This window comes from Candidatus Dechloromonas phosphoritropha (assembly GCA_016722705.1).
In the GTDB taxonomy this organism is placed as follows: Bacteria; Pseudomonadota; Gammaproteobacteria; order Burkholderiales; family Rhodocyclaceae; genus Azonexus; species Azonexus phosphoritrophus.
In genome coordinates this window covers 327,858-345,139 of sequence record JADKGN010000004.1, presented here as the reverse complement: position 1 = coordinate 345,139, position 17,282 = coordinate 327,858, and the positions used below count along the sequence as shown (strand labels likewise).

Annotated in this window: 17 protein-coding genes; 6 read left to right on the top strand and 11 right to left on the bottom strand. The window is 62.7% G+C overall.

Going from position 1 to position 17,282, the window contains the following annotated elements:
* The first annotated feature begins 26 nt into the window (after nucleotides 1–26).
* The gene (locus tag IPP03_07260) at nucleotides 27–341 is read left to right on the top strand and encodes a hypothetical protein (GenBank protein MBL0352450.1); all 315 of its coding nucleotides are present in this window, start codon (nucleotides 27–29) and stop codon (nucleotides 339–341) included.
* A 15-nt stretch (nucleotides 342–356) separates the two neighbouring features.
* Here IPP03_07260 and IPP03_07255 read toward each other — a convergent pair whose 3' ends face one another.
* The 7 genes from IPP03_07255 to IPP03_07225 all read right to left on the bottom strand — a co-directional run bounded on the left by IPP03_07255 (nucleotide 357) and on the right by IPP03_07225 (nucleotide 6,507).
* Nucleotides 357–935: a hypothetical protein gene (locus IPP03_07255; protein ID MBL0352449.1), complete on the bottom strand. Its 579-nt coding sequence runs from the start codon at nucleotides 933–935 to the stop codon at nucleotides 357–359.
* A 97-nt stretch (nucleotides 936–1,032) separates the two neighbouring features.
* A complete protein-coding gene (cysN, locus tag IPP03_07250) occupies nucleotides 1,033–2,307 on the bottom strand; it encodes a sulfate adenylyltransferase subunit CysN (protein MBL0352448.1) in 1,275 nt (424 codons plus the stop codon).
* On the bottom strand, nucleotides 2,307–3,257 hold the full coding sequence (cysD, locus tag IPP03_07245; GenBank protein ID MBL0352447.1) for a sulfate adenylyltransferase subunit CysD: 951 nt from the start codon (nucleotides 3,255–3,257) through the stop codon (nucleotides 2,307–2,309). Before cysD ends, cysN begins: the two co-directional genes overlap by 1 nt.
* Before the next feature lie 107 nt (nucleotides 3,258–3,364).
* A complete protein-coding gene (locus IPP03_07240) occupies nucleotides 3,365–3,853 on the bottom strand; it encodes a hypothetical protein (protein ID MBL0352446.1) in 489 nt (162 codons plus the stop codon).
* Between the two features lie 30 nt (nucleotides 3,854–3,883).
* The gene (gene xerD / locus IPP03_07235) at nucleotides 3,884–4,804 is read right to left on the bottom strand and encodes a site-specific tyrosine recombinase XerD (GenBank protein ID MBL0352445.1); all 921 of its coding nucleotides are present in this window, start codon (nucleotides 4,802–4,804) and stop codon (nucleotides 3,884–3,886) included.
* Nucleotides 4,770–5,264: a methylated-DNA--[protein]-cysteine S-methyltransferase gene (locus IPP03_07230; protein MBL0352444.1), complete on the bottom strand. Its 495-nt coding sequence runs from the start codon at nucleotides 5,262–5,264 to the stop codon at nucleotides 4,770–4,772. Before IPP03_07230 ends, xerD begins: the two co-directional genes overlap by 35 nt.
* Nucleotides 5,251–6,507 carry a glutamate-5-semialdehyde dehydrogenase gene (locus IPP03_07225; GenBank protein ID MBL0352443.1) on the bottom strand — a complete coding sequence of 419 codons (1,257 nt, stop codon included), beginning with the start codon at nucleotides 6,505–6,507 and terminating at the stop codon, nucleotides 5,251–5,253. Before IPP03_07225 ends, IPP03_07230 begins: the two co-directional genes overlap by 14 nt.
* A gap of 114 nt (nucleotides 6,508–6,621) precedes the next feature.
* Between IPP03_07225 and IPP03_07220 the strand changes: the two genes are divergently transcribed.
* Nucleotides 6,622–6,852 (top strand): hypothetical protein, encoded by a 231-nt coding sequence (locus IPP03_07220; protein MBL0352442.1) that lies wholly within the window; start codon nucleotides 6,622–6,624, stop codon nucleotides 6,850–6,852.
* Here the strand turns inward: IPP03_07220 and IPP03_07215 are convergent, their stop codons facing one another.
* From IPP03_07215 to IPP03_07200, 4 genes are all read right to left on the bottom strand, one after another.
* Nucleotides 6,853–7,860, bottom strand: a complete 1,008-nt coding sequence (locus IPP03_07215; GenBank protein ID MBL0352441.1) for a DNA polymerase III subunit delta — start codon at nucleotides 7,858–7,860, stop codon at nucleotides 6,853–6,855.
* A complete protein-coding gene (locus IPP03_07210) occupies nucleotides 7,860–8,384 on the bottom strand; it encodes a hypothetical protein (GenBank protein MBL0352440.1) in 525 nt (174 codons plus the stop codon). The genes IPP03_07215 and IPP03_07210 overlap by 1 nt, the downstream gene beginning before the upstream one ends.
* Nucleotides 8,385–8,393: 9 nt before the next feature.
* On the bottom strand, nucleotides 8,394–11,147 hold the full coding sequence (locus IPP03_07205; GenBank protein ID MBL0352439.1) for a leucine--tRNA ligase: 2,754 nt from the start codon (nucleotides 11,145–11,147) through the stop codon (nucleotides 8,394–8,396).
* Nucleotides 11,148–11,372: 225 nt separating this feature from the next.
* The gene (locus tag IPP03_07200) at nucleotides 11,373–11,714 is read right to left on the bottom strand and encodes a hypothetical protein (GenBank protein MBL0352438.1); all 342 of its coding nucleotides are present in this window, start codon (nucleotides 11,712–11,714) and stop codon (nucleotides 11,373–11,375) included.
* Between the two features lie 240 nt (nucleotides 11,715–11,954).
* On the opposite strand from IPP03_07200, the gene IPP03_07195 reads away from it, so the two are divergent.
* From IPP03_07195 to IPP03_07180, 4 genes are all read left to right on the top strand, one after another.
* Nucleotides 11,955–14,105: a UvrD-helicase domain-containing protein gene (locus IPP03_07195; GenBank protein ID MBL0352437.1), complete on the top strand. Its 2,151-nt coding sequence runs from the start codon at nucleotides 11,955–11,957 to the stop codon at nucleotides 14,103–14,105.
* 187 nt (nucleotides 14,106–14,292) lie between these two features.
* A complete protein-coding gene (locus IPP03_07190) occupies nucleotides 14,293–15,267 on the top strand; it encodes a quinone oxidoreductase (protein MBL0352436.1) in 975 nt (324 codons plus the stop codon).
* A complete protein-coding gene (locus tag IPP03_07185; protein ID MBL0352435.1) occupies nucleotides 15,264–16,592 on the top strand; it encodes a TAXI family TRAP transporter solute-binding subunit in 1,329 nt (442 codons plus the stop codon). The genes IPP03_07190 and IPP03_07185 overlap by 4 nt, the downstream gene beginning before the upstream one ends.
* Complete coding sequence (locus IPP03_07180; protein MBL0352434.1) at nucleotides 16,589–17,266, top strand: ParA family protein; 678 nt, start codon at nucleotides 16,589–16,591, stop codon at nucleotides 17,264–17,266. Before IPP03_07185 ends, IPP03_07180 begins: the two co-directional genes overlap by 4 nt.
* Nucleotides 17,267–17,282: the final 16 nt, after the last annotated feature.

The window sequence follows — 17,282 nt, the reverse complement described above, 5'->3', positions numbered from 1 at the left end:
GCCTTTGCAGATAGAGAGGGAACCCGATGGGACAAGCCAAACGGCGCGGTGGCCTCGAACAGCGCATCGCGCAAGCGCAGGCAAGAACCGAGGCGACACGCCCGGAGAAACTGGTTTGCAACGGTTGTGGCATCGACATGACGACGATTCACCCGGTCAGCACGCGAGGCCTCCCGGGGATCGATGCGATATGGGTCGGTCAGTGCGAATGCGGACAGACGACTTTTGCCGCTTCGGGTGATCCCAAGGCGGTTCAGGCTTTCTTCGATGCGCTCGGTTCGGACGCCGAGTTGACGCTGGGCAGCCAGAGCCGCGACGGCTTGCGGCACGACAGGGCCTAGCTTCCCTGCCGGCGTCTAGCGATTGCGCGGGGTGGCAGGTACCTTGTAGAGGTCGACCGGCTTGCCGGGTTTGGCCGGTGGAAGAACCGGCGCAATCGGCGGCACCGGCCGTGGCGGGTAAGGGCGATGGTAACCGCCGCCGTGGTTGTAGTAAGGCTGCTGGTAGGTCTCGTTGTAGACGGGTGCTACCTGGCCGGTCAGAGTGCACTCCGATTCAAGCTCGGCGCGCCGGGACGAATCGATATTCATGCGACCGACCGTGTTCAGGCATTGCTGGACGGCGGCCGGCGACGGCAGGCCGCCGGCCCTGCGTTCCGCTTCGGCTTCGCGGCGCTGCTGCGCCTCGTCCGCCTTGCGTTCGGCCTTGAACTGATCGGCGCGCTGACGCTGGCGATCCACATCGCGTTGAGCCTTGGCGCGCACGTCATCTGGAATCACGTCCTCGTTGACTTCCTTGAGCGTACGGGCGCCGCCAGCACATGGTTCGCTGGAAATCTGCGTACTGCCGTCCGGCTGGCGGCACTTGTAGGCTTGGCCGTGAGCGGGCACTGCAACGGTGAGGAAGGCTAGCAGGATGAATTGAGCCGTTTTCATGCCTGCTTTATAGCGCAACCCGGAACAAATGGGGAGGGCCGAACGAGCAAGCGCCCCGAGGGGCGCTTCACATTCATGCCGGATCGATGCCTCCGCGTCAGAGAATCATCCCGGCGCCGACCGTGTTGTTGCTGCTTTCGTCGATGATGATGAAGGCGCCGGTGCCGCGGTTCTCCGCATAGGGGTCGACGAACAGCGGCTGAGCGAGCTTGAAGCTGACCTGGGCGATGTCGTTCATCGCCAGCTTTTCGGCCGGGACTTTTTCCAGCGTGTTCACATCCAGGCGATGGTCGATGGCGGCCAGTTTGGCTTTCGAATCGCGCGTCGTGTGACGGATCAGGTAGGTGCGGGCGCGGTCCATCGGGGCTTCGGCCATCCAGCAGACAGTGGCTTCGATCTGCTTGACGGCGGCCGGCACTTCGCTGGATTTGACGATCATGTCGCCACGCGAGGTGTCGATCTCGTTGGCCAGCAGCAGGGTGACCGATTGTTCGGTGGTGGCTTCCGGGATATCGGCGCCGCCGATCTGGATGGCTTTCACGGTCGACGTCAGACCCGAGGGCAAAACCGTCACCGCGTCGCCGACCTTGAGTGACCCAGATTCGACGCGGCCCATGAAGCCGCGGTAATCGTGCAGTTCGGGGTTGGCCGAGTCCTGCGGACGACAGACGTACTGCACCGGAAAGCGGAACCTCTCGGCGCGTTCGCTGTGCGCGCCGGGGGCGGCTTCGAGGATTTCCAGCAGCGTCGGGCCTTTGTACCAGTCCAGCGCGTCGCCACGATCGACGATCATGTCGCCGTTGAGCGCCGAAATCGGCAGGAAGCGCACGTCGTCGATGCCGACCTTGGCGGCGAATTCGAGGTAGTCGGCCCTGATCTTCTCAAAGGTCGCCTGCGAATACCCGACGAGATCCATCTTGTTAATGGCGACGACCAGGTGCGGAATCCCGACCAGCGACGCCAGCTTGGAGTGGCGGCGGGTCTGGGTCAGTACGCCCTTGCGCGCATCGACGAGGATGATGGCGAGATTGGCCGTCGACGCGGCAGTGACCATGTTGCGTGTGTACTGCTCGTGGCCCGGTGCGTCGGCAATGATGTACTTGCGCGTACCGGTGGAGAAATAGCGGTAGGCGACGTCGATGGTGATGCCTTGCTCGCGCTCGGCCTGCAGGCCGTCGGTGAGCAGCGACAGGTCGACCGCGCCGAGGCCGCGCTTTTCCGAGGTGCGGGCGATGGCGTGCAGGGTGTCGGCGAGGATGGTCTTGGTGTCAAACAGCAGGCGGCCAATCAGGGTGCTCTTGCCGTCGTCGACGCTGCCGCAGGTCAGGAAGCGCAGCAGGCCATAGTCTTCAATATTTTCCAGGGCGGACATCAAAAATACCCCTCCTTCTTGCGCTGCTCCATCGAGGCGTCGCTGGTCTGGTCGTCCAGGCGGGTGGCGCCGCGCTCGGTGATCGTGGTGGTGGCGGTTTCGATGACGATCCCGGCGACGTCGCCGGCGTCGGACTCGACCGGGGCAGTGCACGAAATATCGCCGACGGTGCGGAAGCGCACGGTCTTCTCGATGATTGCCTCACCCGGTTTGGGCAGGTTGGTCAGTTCGCCGGAAACCAGCGGCACGTTGACCGGCACGATGGCGCCCTGGCGGATGACGACTGGGCGGGTGTGGGCGAAGTAGATCGACGGCAGTTCCAGCTTCTCGCGCTCGATGTACTGCCAGATGTCCATTTCCGTCCAGTTCGAGATCGGGAAGGCGCGGATGTTCTCGCCCTTGTGGCTGCGGGCGTTGTACAGGCTCCACAGTTCCGGACGCTGGTTCTTCGGATCCCATTGACCGAATTCGTCGCGGAAGCTGAAGATCCGTTCCTTGGCGCGGGCCTTTTCCTCGTCGCGGCGGGCGCCGCCGATGCAGCAGTCGAAACCGAATTCCTCGATGGCTTCGAGTAGCGTCACCGACTGGTGCTTGTTGCGCGATTCACCATCATGTTTGAGGACGACGCTGCCACGCGCCATCGAGTCTTCGACCAAGCGGACGATCAGGCGCTCACCCAGTTCAGCCGCGCGCTTGTCGCGGAAGGCGACGACTTCCTGGTAGTTGTGGCCAGTGTCGATGTGCATCAGCGGGAAGGGGAACTTGCCCGGACGGAAGGCCTTTTCGGCCAGGCGCAGCATACAGACCGAGTCCTTGCCGCCGGAGAAGAGCAGCACCGGGTTGGCGCACTGGCCGGCCACTTCGCGCATGATGTGGATCGCTTCTGCTTCGAGCCAGTCGAGGTGGCTGAGGACGATCCTGGGCGTGGCGATTTGCGTGGTCTGGGTCATTGCTGGAATCCGCACCGGATGTTGAGTGGCGACATTCTAGCAAGGGCTAAATAATCAATTAAGAACGTTTATTCATCTGTATATTCGTAATGGAAATAAAAGATACCTCATGAGAATTGCTCCTGCCCGGCGCTCGACCGTGGCAGGCACACCACCCCGACCACCGGGCGCTTGCCCAGTTTTTCATTGATGAATTCGAGCGCGGCGCGTACGGCTTCCATGTTGTACGGCATGTCGAAGTAATGCTCGTCGGCCTTGACCGTTTCCATGCTCAGGTCGCGACCCCATATCGGCATGTCCTGCGTACCGTGGCCCTTGACCACCGTGCGGCCGTCGATCACGGAATACACGCGGTCGAGCGGGAATACGCCACCGTTCTTCTTGCTCAATGTGGTCAGTTTGGTCGGGGTGGTCTTCAGCACGTCATTCGAGCTGCAGTTACCTGTCCCGCTTGGCCCGTGGCATACAGTGCAACGGTTCATGTATTCACGCTTGCCCAAATCGAACTTGCCCTTCTCGGTTGCACCGGCAACACCGAAGATGCCGAGGGCAGCGATGGACAGAGCGATGATCCCCAATGAACGGACGATCTTCATGATCTTATTCCGTGCACGTTCAAGGGGTATTCACCCACGCGGGTGGTGCATTGCGTGCAGTGACTTGAGGCGCTCGCGGGCGACATGGGTATAGATCTGTGTCGTTGAAATGTCGGCATGGCCGAGCAACAACTGGACGACGCGCAGGTCGGCGCCGTGGTTGAGCAGGTGGGTGGCGAAGGCGTGGCGCAGCACATGCGGCGACAGTTTTTCCGGTGCGATGCCGGCAATCAGTGCATAGCGCTTGATCAGTTGCCAGAACGCCTGGCGGGTCATCGGGCCGCCGCGGCCAGTGACGAACAGCGCGTCGCTCAGCCGGCCCTTGAGAATTTCCGGGCGCGCTTCCTTGAGGTAGCGGACCAGCCAGTCAATGGCGATTTCGCCGAGCGGCACCAGGCGTTCCTTGTTGCCTTTGCCGAGCGCACGCAGCACGCCTTCGTTAAAGCCGATTTCGTGCAGTTTCAGGCTGACCAGTTCGGAAACGCGCAGGCCGGTGGCGTAGAGCGTTTCCAGCATGGCGCGATCGCGCAGGCCAAGCAGCGCATCGACATCCGGTGCCGCAAGCAGGCTGTCGACCTGTTTCTCCGACATGACCTTGGGCAGGCGCGATGGGCGTGCCGGGTTGGGGAGATTGAGGGTTGGGTCGCTGACGATGCGGCCGCGCGCCAGTTGCCAGCGGTAGAAGCGGCGCAGCGTCGACAGGTAGCGCGACTGCGAGCTGGCGCGCGTCTGCCGCGACAGGTGGGCGATGAAGGCGGCCAGTGTCGTCGCACGCAGGTCGAGCAGCGGCCCGTGACCATTTTCGGCCAGCCACAGTGACAGGCGGCCGAGATCGGAGCGGTAGCTGTCGAGCGTCGCCTTGGCGAGGCCGTCTTCCAGCCACAACGCGTCGCAGAAGGTGTCGATCTCGGCGAGGTCAGCCGCGTGTGCCGGCAAATTCTCCGCCTTCATGTTTCAGCAGCCAGCGCTTGATGTCGAGCAGGAAGCCGCCGCGTTCGCGGGCAAATCCACCTAGTCCGCCGTCGGCAGCGACAACGCGATGACAGGGGACGACGACCGGATAAGGGTTGGCGCCACAGGCCTGGCCGACGGCACGCGGCGCATTTTTGAGGTTTTTTGCCAGTTGACCGTAACAGCGTGTCTCGCCGTTTGGTATGGCGGCGATTTCGCCCCAGACGCGGCGCTGGAAGGCGGTGCCGGCAGGGCGCAGCGGCAGGCCGAAAGCAAAGGCCGGGTCGGCCAGGTAGGCGCGCAACTGGCGCACCGCCTCGGCAGCCAGCGGACTGGTTGGAGCGACCTCCGGTTGCGCTTCGAGAAAGTCGATGGCGATGATTTCGTCGTCGCTGCAACGTACCCCGAGCGCGAAGCCGGGCGCGGCGACGATGGCCGCATGGCGCTCAGCCCCGGACATGGCCGTCTCCCAGCACGATCCATTTCTGGCTGGTAAGCCCTTCGAGGCCGACCGGGCCGCGCGCATGGATCTTGTCGGTCGAAATACCGATTTCGGCGCCGAGGCCGTATTCAAAACCATCGGCGAAACGCGTCGAGGCGTTGATCATGACCGAACTGGAATCGACCTCGCGCAGAAAGCGCATGGCCTTCGGATGATTGTCGGTGACGATGGCATCAGTGTGGTGCGATGAATACCGGTTGATGTGGGCGATGGCTTCGTCGATGCCGGCCACCACTTTGACCGAGATGATCGGGGCGAGGTATTCGGTGTAATAGTCCTCGTCGGTCGAGGCGACGGCGTTCGGCACCAGCGCCTGCGTCTCGGCGCAGCCGCGGATTTCGACGCCCTTGCCGGTCAGCATTGTGGCAATTGCTGGCAGCAGTGCGGCGGCGATACTGCGGTCGACCAACAGCGACTCGGCGGTGTTGCAGGTGCCGTAGCGCTGAGTCTTGGCGTTTTCGACAATCTTCAGCGCCTTGTCCGGGTCGGCTTCCTTATCGAGATAGACGTGGCAATTACCGTCGAGGTGCTGGATCATCGGCACGCGCGATTCGGCGAGCAGGCGGGCGATCAGGCCCTTGCCGCCGCGCGGCACGATGACATCGACAAATTCGCGCATGGTGATCAACTCGCCGACGGCGGCGCGGTCGGTGGTGTCGACGACCTGCACGCACTCGGCGGGTAGGCCGGCTGTTCGCAAGCCTTCCTGGACCAGCGCGGCGATCGCGCGGTTGGAACGGATCGCTTCCGAACCGCCGCGCAGGATGGCGGCATTGCCGGATTTCAGGCACAGCGCCGCGGCATCTGCCGTCACGTTCGGCCGCGCTTCGTAGATGATGCCGATGACGCCGAGCGGCACGCGCATCTTGCCGACCTGGATGCCGGAGGGCATGAACTTGAACTCGCCCATCTCGCCGATCGGGTCGGGCAGCTTGGCAACCTGCTCGACGCCGGCGGCCATCGCTTCGACTCCTTTTTCCGAGAGCGTCAGGCGGTCGAGCATCGCGCTTTCGAGGCCGGCGACGCGGGCGGCGGCCAGATCCTCCTGATTGGCGGCGACCAGCGCCGCCTTGTCGCGGCGAATGGCGGCGGCGATGGCGAGCAGCGCGGCGTTCTTTTCGGCGGTCGAGGCCGTGGCGAGGCGGTGCGAGGCAATCCGGGCCTGACGGCCGACGGTCTGCATGTATTCCTTGATGTTCATGATGTTCCAGGTTCAGCGCAAAAAATACATTATAGCCAGACAAATAACCGGGAACTTCGGGAAGCCGGTAAACTCTTACCCGCAACGATAACGTGGGTTTCCATCGGGGGAATGATGGCTGAAAAATTGATTTTGCCGACCGAGGTCAAGGTTTGTGCAACCTGCAGCTACTGGGATGGCGAACGCCAGGTGGATGCCGAGGTGAAAGTGGTCGTCGTCACGCAGGATTGTGCGGGGGAGTGTCTGGTTCAGGGAACCCAGAAGGCAGGCGTCATCGATGTCCGCACCGAGGCTGGCTGCATGTGGGAAGACCTTGAACCGGATGCCGGGGTAGCCGCGCGCTAACTATTTTTGCTGGCTGAGGCTCAAGCCGAGGTACAGGAATTCCTCCCAGATGTTGCCCTGACCGATGCCCTTGGCGAGCCGGTCGATTTTTCCCGCATGATGCAGCGCCGCCTCAAGTGTTGCAGTCGACAGCCGAAGTACGGCTTTTTTTACCGGATTGGCGCGCGGCCCCCAGACCCTGGCTTCCTTGAGTAGCAGGTCGAGCGGTCTGCCGCGGTCGAGACCGCTCCTGATCAACATCAGCGTCCGGATTTCCTCGCACATCGCCCACAGCACCAGCGGCGGCGGCTCACCTTCATGCATCAGGCCGGTCAGCGTCCGGCTCAGCCGGGCGATGTCGCCGACCAGCAGGGCTTCGCGCAAGCCGTCGATGTCATAGCGCGCGACATTGAACACGGCTTCGCGAATCTGCGCCAGCGACAGTGCACCCGCCGGGTAGAGCAGCCCGAGTTTCTGGATCTCCTGATGGGCGGCGAGCAGGTTGCCTTCGACGCGCTCGGCGATAAATTTCAGGCTGTCGAGTTCGGCGCTCTGCTGCTGACGGCGCAGGCGGCCGGCGAGCCAGCCAGGCAGTTCGGCCAGCGGCGGTGCCATCAGCTTGATCACGACGCCGGCACTGGCCAGCGTGGTAAACCAGACAGCCTTTTCCTCGCGCCAGTCGAGTTCGGGCAGCGTGACCAGCAGCAGGTTGTCGGGCGAGATTCGCCTGCACCAGTCCTGCAGCGCGGCGCCGCCTTCCTTGCCCGGCTTGCCGGTGGGAATGCGCAGGTCGATCAGCTTGCGGTCGCCGAACAGCGACAGGTTGTCGCCGGCGGCGAGCAGTTGGTTCCAGTCGAAATGCGGCAGCACGGTGAGCGTCTCGCGCTCGCTGTATCCCGCCTGACGGGCCTTGGCGCGGATGGCGTCGGCGGCTTCGCCGACCAGCAACGGCTCGTCGCCGTACACCACGTAGAGCAGACGCAACTCGCGGTCGAGGTGCGCGGCGAGTTGTTCGCCCTTGAGCAGCATCAGTCGTCTTCTTCGAGATCGGGATTCTTCGGCTTGATGATCGACAGGCGGCGGATGATCTGGTTGACCAGGTCGTTGTTCATGTCACGCCACAACAGGCCTTCCTCGAGATCCTTGGCGAGCACCGTCGAATCGTCGTAAGTGATGTCGCGTGACAGGTTGATCTCGTTGGGGCCGATCAGTTCCTGCCCCTTGCTATTGACGATGCGGAACTTGTAGTCGAGTTGCAGGCGGTACTCGCGAACACGGCCCTGGGCATTGACGCTGAGAATGGTCTTGACGCGGGTGTCCTGCAGTTGCACAAAGATCGCCTCGGCGTCCTTGGCACTGTCGACGATCTGGGTCTGGTCGGTTGCCCTGATGTAGCGCTGCATCCAGATGCGGACATCGGAAGTCTCGGGCAGGGCGATGTAAAGCGTCTTGTAGGGCAGGTTGCTGCTGAGCGTCCCGCGCAACTGGAAGCCGCAGCCGGCGACGATCGCTGCCAGAATCAGGGCAAGAAAAACGCGGAACAGGACGCGCATGGCGATTCCTTAAACGACGATATTGACCAGACGGCCGGGGACGACGACGACTTTCTTCGCCGCCTTGCCTTCCATGAACTTGACGGCGCCTTCGGAAGCCAGCGCGGCGGCTTCGATGCTCGCCTTGTCGGCCTCGGCGGCCACGCGAATCGACCCGCGCAGTTTGCCATTGACCTGCACCATCAGTTCGATCTCGTCTTGCTTCAAGGCGGCCGGATCGGCCTTCGGGAAGGCTTGCACGCCAGCATCGGCGCCCGGCTTCAGTTCGGTATACAGAGCCTGGCCGATGTGTGGGACGATGGGGAAGAGTAGCAGGGCAATGCTTTCCAGGGTTTCCTGGGCCAGCGCGCGGCCGTTGGTGTCGCTCAGATCGCATTTATCGTAGGCGTTAAGCAGTTCCATCACGGCCGCGATGGCGGTGTTGAACTGCTTGCGCCGGCCGTAGTCGTCGGCGACCTTGCTCATGGTCTGGTGCAGTTTGCGGCGGAGATCGACTTGCGGCTTTGCACTCCCTACGGTCGCGGTCGACAGTGAATTTTGCTCAATTTTGGCGTTGACCCTAGGGCCAGATGTTGCTTCTATGGTCGTACCAGCCTGCACGTGGTCGTAGGTCGTTTTCCACAAGCGGCGCAGGAAGCGGTAAGCGCCTTCGACGCCGGCGTCGGACCATTCCAGCGACTGGTCGGGCGGAGCGGCAAACATGGTGAACAGGCGGGCGGTATCGGCGCCGTACTGGTCGATCAGCACCTGCGGATCGACGCCGTTGTTCTTCGACTTCGCCATCTTCTCGGTGCCGCCGATGACTACCGGCAGGCCGTCAGCCTTGAGCGTGGCACCGCTCGGGCGGCCGCGCTCGTCGGTCACGACATCGACGTCGGCCGGGTTGATCCACTGCTTCTTGCAGCCAGCAAGATCGCGGTAGAAAGTCGGGGCGACGACCATGCCTTGGGTCAGCAAGTTGGCGAAAGGCTCGCCGAGGTCGCCGATCAGGCCGACGTCGCGCATCAGCTTGGTGAAGAATCGCGCATACAAGAGGTGAAGAATGGCGTGCTCGATGCCGCCGATGTACTGGTCGATGCCGCCCTTGCACCAGTACTGGACGCGTTCGTCGACCATCGCCGTGGTGTTGTCCGGACACGCATAGCGCAGGAAGTACCAGGACGACTCGAAGAAAGTGTCCATGGTGTCGGTTTCGCGCCGGGCGTCGCCGCCACACTTCGGGCATTTACACTCGTAGAACTCCGGCATCCTAGCCAGCGGCGAACCGGCACCGGTGATCTCGACATTCTCGGGCAGGACGACCGGCAACTGGTCATCGGGTACCGGCACGTCGCCGCAGGTTTTGCAGTGAACGATCGGAATTGGGCAGCCCCAGTAGCGCTGACGCGAGATGCCCCAGTCGCGCAGGCGGAACTGTACTTTCTTTTCGCCCAGTTCCTTGGCGGTGAGGTCGGCGGCAATTTTGTCGACTGCTGCTTCGTAGATTAGGCCATCGTAAGCGCCGGAATTGACACAAACCCCCTTTTCGCCGAAACGCTCATCCCATTCAAGCCAGAACAGCGGGAGTTCTCCGTCCACTGACAGGGCTGGTGCTTCTTGCATGGGCATTGTGCCAACACCTTCGCCCATTGTGGAGGTGGAAATTGATTTTGATTTCCAGCTTTCAGGAACAATTACTGGTTTGATCGGAGGTAGTTTGTCTTTGTATTTCTTGGCGAAGGCGAAATCCCGCTCGTCGTGGGCCGGCACCGCCATCACGGCGCCGTCGCCGTAACTCATCAGCACGTAATTGCCGACCCAGACTTCGACCTGTTCGCCGGTCAGCGGGTGGCTAACGAAGATGCCGGTCGGCATGCCCTTCTTTTCCATGGTCGCGATGTCGGCTTCGGCGACGCCACCCTGCTTGCATTCCTCAATGAAGACGGCAAGTTCCGGGTTGTTCTGCGTGGCGCGCGTGGCCAGCGGATGTTCGGCGGCGACGGCGACGAAGGTGACGCCCATGATGGTGTCGGCGCGGGTGGTGAAAACCCACAGTTTTTCGTCAGCGCTGTCTGCCAGAGGGAAGGCGAAGCGCACGCCGGTGCTCTTGCCGATCCAGTTCTTCTGCATCAGGCGCACCTGCTCGGGCCAGCCCGGCAGATTGTCGAGTTCAGCCAGCAGTTCTTCGGCGTAGGCGGTGATCTTCATGTAATACATGGGGATCTCGCGCTTTTCGATCAACGCGCCGGAACGCCAGCCGCGACCATCGATGACTTGCTCGTTGGCCAGCACGGTGTGATCGACCGGGTCCCAGTTCACTGTGCCGAGCTTTTTGTAGACCAGGCCCTTTTCATAGAGGCGGGTGAATAACCACTGTTCCCAGCGGTAGTACTCGGGTGTGCAGGTGGCGAATTCACGTTCCCAGTCGATGGCGAAGCCAAGCGACTTGAGTTGAGTCCGCATGTAATCGATGTTCTGGTAAGTCCACGCGGCCGGCGGTACGTTATTTTGCAGCGCCGCGTTTTCGGCCGGCATGCCGAAGGCGTCCCAGCCCATCGGCTGCATGACGTTGTAACCCAGCATTTTGTGGAAGCGCGACAGCACGTCGCCGATCGTGTAGTTGCGCACATGGCCCATGTGCAGCTTGCCAGATGGGTAGGGGAACATCGACAGGCAGTAGTACTTCGGTTTCGAAGTGTCTTCAATAGCGCGTGCGGCGCCGGTCTGGTCCCAGTGCTGCTGAGCGGCGCGCTCGATGGCGGCCGGAGCATATTTTTCCTGCATGGATGGGTCGCTGGTGGATTGGCGGGGAAACTGCCGATTATACCGGCGCTTCCCGTGTGAGCGGGGGCGCAGAGAAGGGCGCCGCGTTATCGCGGTTTTAAGGGGTTTTTTCCGGTCGACCGCAACGACCGCTTCGCCAGCAATCGAACCGGTCAGGAGCGCCACCCCAACTCCCGACCGAGGTGTCAGGGGGCTTGTCCGTCCGTCAGCGCGTGCAGTGGACTCTCACGCCGCCCTTATTGGTGCGCAGGCGCTTCTCCAACTGATTTGCCAGAAACGGCAGGTATTCTGCGCGGCAATAAGCGAGAGGAGCGACATCCGCGACTGATGGCGCCAAATCCATGACACCTTTGGCGCCGGCGCCAGGCCGTATTGCGGGGTCCGTCCGATTTCGTCCTCGACGATGTCGAGCAAGCGCTCGACGGCCAGCCCCCAGTATGCGGAACCCTCGGCCTTGCCGGTCAGGTACTCGGCCTCGGAGGTCGCGCGGCGCCACAACTTGAGAGCCAGTTCATCGCTGATGCCGGCTTTCCTGGCGATCCAGGGGAGAATTTTCGGTGCTTTCATCATGCTAGATACTCCTTTCAGTGTGTGGCGATAACCACTTGCTGAGTTGACTGCCTTGTGAGCAAAAAGTTTGGTGCACTGCAACATATTGAGATCAGTATACAGTTCGATTTTTGATGGCGGGTAGGTTACCCCCACTAATTTGAATGCTGCGTTGCACAATAACAACAGGTTGGCCTGGTCGTTCTTGTCCTGACGCGATGCGCCAAAGCCGATGATTTCCCGAAGAGAATCAATTACATGTCCGATCTTCTCGCTCACCTGAATCCACCCCAGTTGCAGGCGGTGACGCTGCCGCCGGTGCATGCGCTGATCCTTGCTGGCGCCGGCAGCGGCAAGACGCGGGTGCTGACCACGCGCATCGCCTGGCTGATGTCGACCAATCAGGTCGGGCCGCACGGCATTCTGGCCGTGACCTTTACCAACAAGGCGGCCAGGGAGATGACGGCGCGCCTGTCGGCGCTGGTGCCGATCAACACGCGCGGCATGTGGATCGGTACCTTCCACGGCCTGTGCAACCGGCTATTGCGGGCGCACTACCGCGAGGCAGGTCTGCCACAGACCTTCCAGATCCTCGATTCGGCGGATCAACTGGCGATGGTCAAGCGCCTGCTGAAGAACCTCAGTGTCGATGACGAGAAATATCCGCCGCGCGAACTGACGCATTTCATCAACGCGCACAAGGAGCAGGGTGTGCGCGCCGGTCAGGCCGAGGCCTACGACAACTACACGCAAAAGCGCGTCGAGCTCTACGCCGAGTATGAAAACCAGTGCAATCGCGAGGGCGTTGTTGATTTCGCCGAACTGCTGTTGCGCTGCTTTGAGCTGCTGCAGCGCAACGAGCCGCTGCGCCGACATTATCAGGAGCGTTTCCGCTATATCCTGGTCGATGAATTCCAGGACACCAACAAACTGCAGTACGCCTGGCTGAAGCTCCTTGCAGCCGGTGGCGCCAGGATTTTCGCAGTCGGCGACGACGACCAGAGCATCTACGCCTTCCGTGGCGCCGAAGTCGGCAACATGCGCGATTTCGAGCGCGCCTGGGCCGGCGACAACGTCATCCGCCTTGAGCAGAACTACCGCTCGCACGGCAACATCCTGGCCGCCGCCAATGCGCTGATCAAGCACAACCGCGAGCGCCTGGGCAAAAATCTGTGGACCGATGCCGGCGCGGGCGAGCCGATCCGTGCTTTCGAGGCCTATTCCGACCTCGACGAGGCGCGCTTTGTCATTGACGAGATTCGCGAACTGGTGCGTGACGGCCTGTCGCCGACCCAGTGCGCCATTCTCTACCGTTCCAATGCCCAGTCGCGGGTGCTCGAACACGAACTGTTCGCCAAGGGCGTGCCGTACAAGGTCTACGGCGGCCTGCGCTTCTTCGAGCGCCAGGAAATCAAGCATGCGCTGGCCTACCTCCGCTTGCTGGGCAACCCGGACGACGACACCGCCTTCCTGCGCATCGTCAATTTCCCGACCCGCGGCATCGGCGCCCGCTCGCTGGAAAACCTGCAGGCCGCTGCCCACCAGATGAATTCCAGCCTCTACAACGCCGCCGCCTCGCTGACCGGCAAGGCCGGCCTGACGGTCGGCACCTTCATCCGGCTGGTTGAAAGCCTGCGCCAGGAAACGCAGAACCTGCCGCTGCCCGAAATGGTCGAGCACATCATCGAAAAGTCGGGGCTGGCCCAGCATTACCGGATCGAGAAAGAGGGCCAGGAGCGGCTGGAAAACCTCGACGAATTGATCAACGCCGCCGCCACTTTCGTCGACGACGATGGCGTGGTGATGAGCGAACCCAGTGAAGGCGGCGCGCTCGCCTCGTTCCTCGCCCATGCCTCGCTGGAAGCCGGCGAGCATCAGGCCGGTGAAGGTCAGGAGGCGGTGCAACTGATGTCGGTACATGCCGCCAAGGGACTGGAGTTCGATGCGGTTTTTATCACCGGCCTCGAGCAGGGTTTGTTCCCGCATGAAAATTCGGTTAACCAGGGCCGCGAGGGGCTGGAGGAGGAGCGCCGGCTGATGTATGTTGCGGTGACGCGTGCCCGCCAGCGGCTCTACGTTTCCTGCGCCCAGACGCGTATGCTGCATGGCCAGACGCGCTACTGCGTGCCGTCGGCCTTCCTCGACGAAATTCCGGAAAACCTGCTGCTCAAGCTCAACAAGAAAGCAGAGGTGGCAACGGTGCCCGCCTACGGCTCGTTCGGTGGCGGCTATGCCGAGCCGGCGACGGGCGGTTTGCGCGTTGGCCAGACGGTCGAGCATGCCAAATTCGGCGTCGGTGTCATCGTCGCCAGCGAGGGACGCGGCACCGATGCGCGGGTCCAGGTCAATTTCGGTGGCAGCGGCATGAAATGGCTGGCGCTGGAATACGCCAGGCTGACGCCAGTCTGAGCGCCGGTGGTCGGTCGCTGTGCCGCAGCGTCCGCGGTGGCCCCGGGCCATGTGGGCGCGGTCGACGGCCAGGAAAGGCGGAAAGTGATTTGATCCGCCAGCCCGTCGCGCGCTAGATCGAATGCCGCACGAGTGATAACCTCTGGCTTTCGTGAGAAAAATTACTGGAGCTTTCGAGGAGAAGACCATGCCCCACGCATTCCGCATTCACCAGACCGGCGGTCCGGAAGTCCTGATCTGGGAAGAGGTCGATGTTCCGGTGCCTGACGCCGGCGAGGCGACCGTCCGTCACCGCGCCGTCGGACTCAATTTCATCGACACCTACCACCGCACCGGGCTCTATCCCTTACCCTTGCCGTCGGGAATCGGCCTTGAGGGTGCCGGTATCGTCGAGGCGGTCGGCGCGGGCGTCAGTGAGGTCAGGGTCGGTGACCGCGTCGCCTATGCCGGCGGGCCGGTCGGCGCCTATGCCGAAGTGCGCAACATCCCGGCGCATCGCCTGCTCAAACTACCAGACGCCATCGCCTTCGAAACCGCTGCCGCAATGATGTTGCAGGGGCTGACCGCCGCCTACCTGCTGCGCAAGACCTACCGCGTGCAGGCGGGCGATGCCGTGCTGATCCATGCCGCGGCCGGCGGCGTCGGGCTCATTGCCTGCCAGTGGGCGAAGGTGCTGGGGGCGACGGTAATCGGTACCGTCGGCTCGCCGGCCAAGGGCGAGCTGGCGAAAGCGCACGGCTGCGACCACGTCATCAACTACTCAACCGAGAACTTCCCGCAGCGGGTGCGCGAGATCACCGGTGGCGATGGCGTCGCGGTGGTCTATGACGGTGTCGGCAAGGATGTCTTCATGGGCTCGCTCGACAGCTTGCGCACGCTCGGTATGCTGGTCACCTACGGCAACGCCTCGGGGCCGGTGCCGCCATTCGACCCGCTGCTCCTGTCGCAGAAGGGTTCGCTGTTCGTCACCCGGCCGACGCTGATGCACTACACGGCGAAGCGCGCCGACCTCGAAGCGCTCGGCGGCGAACTGTTCGAGGTCGTCGGTTCGGGCAAGGTGCGTATCGAAATCAACCAGTCCTACCCGCTGGCCGAGGCCGCCCGGGCGCATCGTGATCTCGAGGCGCGCAAGACCACCGGTTCGACCATTCTCGTTCCATGATGGCCAGAATCCGGGCCGGACTGGTTTCGTTGCGCGATCTTTTCGCCACCGCCTGGTGGATATTCCTGATCGTCGGCATCGGCTTCGTGATCGCCTTCCAGTTCGTCCAGCCCGCCCCGCCCAACAGGATAGTGATCACCACCGGCAGTGACACGGGCGCCTATTACGCCTACGCCGGCCGCTACGCCACCATCCTGGCCCGCAACGGGATCACGCTCGAGGTGCGGACCTCCGACGGTTCGCTGCAAAACCTGGAGCGATTGGAGAAGGACGAGGCCCAGGTCGGTTTCATCCAGGGTGGGGTGATCGAGCCACCGGGCGATCCCGACGAGGAGAGCACGGACTCCCGGCTGCTCTCGCTCGGCAGCGTTTTCTACGAGCCGGTCTGGGTCTTCTACCGTGGCGAGCGGACGATCGATCGTCTGACCGATCTCAAGGGCAAGCGCATCGCCATCGGCCAGGAAGGCTCAGGCGTGCGTCAACTGGCACAGCAGTTGTTGAGCGCCAACGACATCAAGCCTGGTGACCACCTGCTGCCGCTGTCCGGCCTCAAGGCGGCCGAGGAACTGCAGCAGGGGCGGATCGATGCCGCCTTCATCATCGCCGCCGAGAACGCGCCGGTGGTTCAGGTGCTGTTGCGCTCGCCGGGCGTCAAGGTCATGAGTTTCGCGCAGGCCGAGGCCTACCAGCGCCGCTTCCCGTTCCTGACCAAGCTGACGCTGCCCCAGGGTGTCGCCGATCTGGTCCGCGACTATCCGCCGTACGACGTTACCGTGCTGGCGCCGACGGCCAACCTTATCGTCCGCGACGATCTCCATCCCGCCCTGCAGAGCCTGCTGCTGCAGGCGGCCACCGAGGTGCACGGGCGAGCCGGCTTCTTCCAGCGTGCCGGCGAGTTTCCCGCCTACAAGGACCGCCTGCTGCCGCTGTCGCCCGAGGCGGCGAGATATTTCAAGTCCGGCCCGCCCTTCCTCCAGCGCTACCTGCCGTTCTGGCTGGCGGTGCTGATCGACAGGCTGATCGTCCTTCTGATTCCCATCTTCGCATTGATGATTCCGCTGCTCAAGGTGGCGCCGGCGATCTATTCGTGGCGGGTGCGCTCCAAGGTCTTTCGTTGCTATGGCGAACTGAAATATCTCGAGCAAGACCTGAAACAACGCTTCGATGCCGCAAAACTGCCAGAATACCGCAGCCGGCTTGATGTGCTGGATGAGGAGGCCAGGGGTCTCAAGGTGCCCCTGGCGTTCACCGATTTGGTCTACACCTTGCGCGAGCATGTTAACCTAGTGCGGCAAACACTCAAGAATCTGGAGGACAGGACATGAAGGCCTTTCTCGTTGCCAACCCCAAGGGAGGTTCCGGCAAGAGCACCCTGGCGACCAACCTGGCGGGTTATTTCGCCAGCAAGCGCCACGAAGTGATGCTGGGTGACATCGATCGCCAGCAGTCATCGCGCGAATGGCTGGGCCTCCGCCCCTTCGCGCTACCGACCATCGACACCTGGGAGATCGGCCTCGACGCCGTCGCCAGACCGCCCAAGGGCACCAGTCATGTCATCCTGGATACCCCGGGCGGCCTCCATGGAAGGATGCTGGAGAGGGTATTGAAACTCTCCACGCGCGTCATCGTGCCGGTCCAGCCTTCGATCTTCGACATGATGGCGACACGCCATTTTCTTACCGAACTGCTGTCCGAAAAGGCGGTACGCCGGGGCCGGGCAGACGTTGCCGTGATCGGCATGCGCGTCGATGCGCGGACACGTGCCGCGGGCGAACTCGAGCGCTTTTTCGCCACTTTCGATCTGCCCGTTCTAGCCTACCTGCGCGACACGCAGGTCTATGTGCAGGCGTCGGCCGCCGGCATGACCATCTTCGATCTGCCGCCCTCCCGTGCCGCCCGTGACGTGGAGCAGTGGCGGTCGATCATCGAATGGGCCGAGGCTCACGTACCTCAAGAGCATCACAAACACGACGAGGACGACGAAAGCGCCGACGCCTAGCCGGGCGACCCGGCCG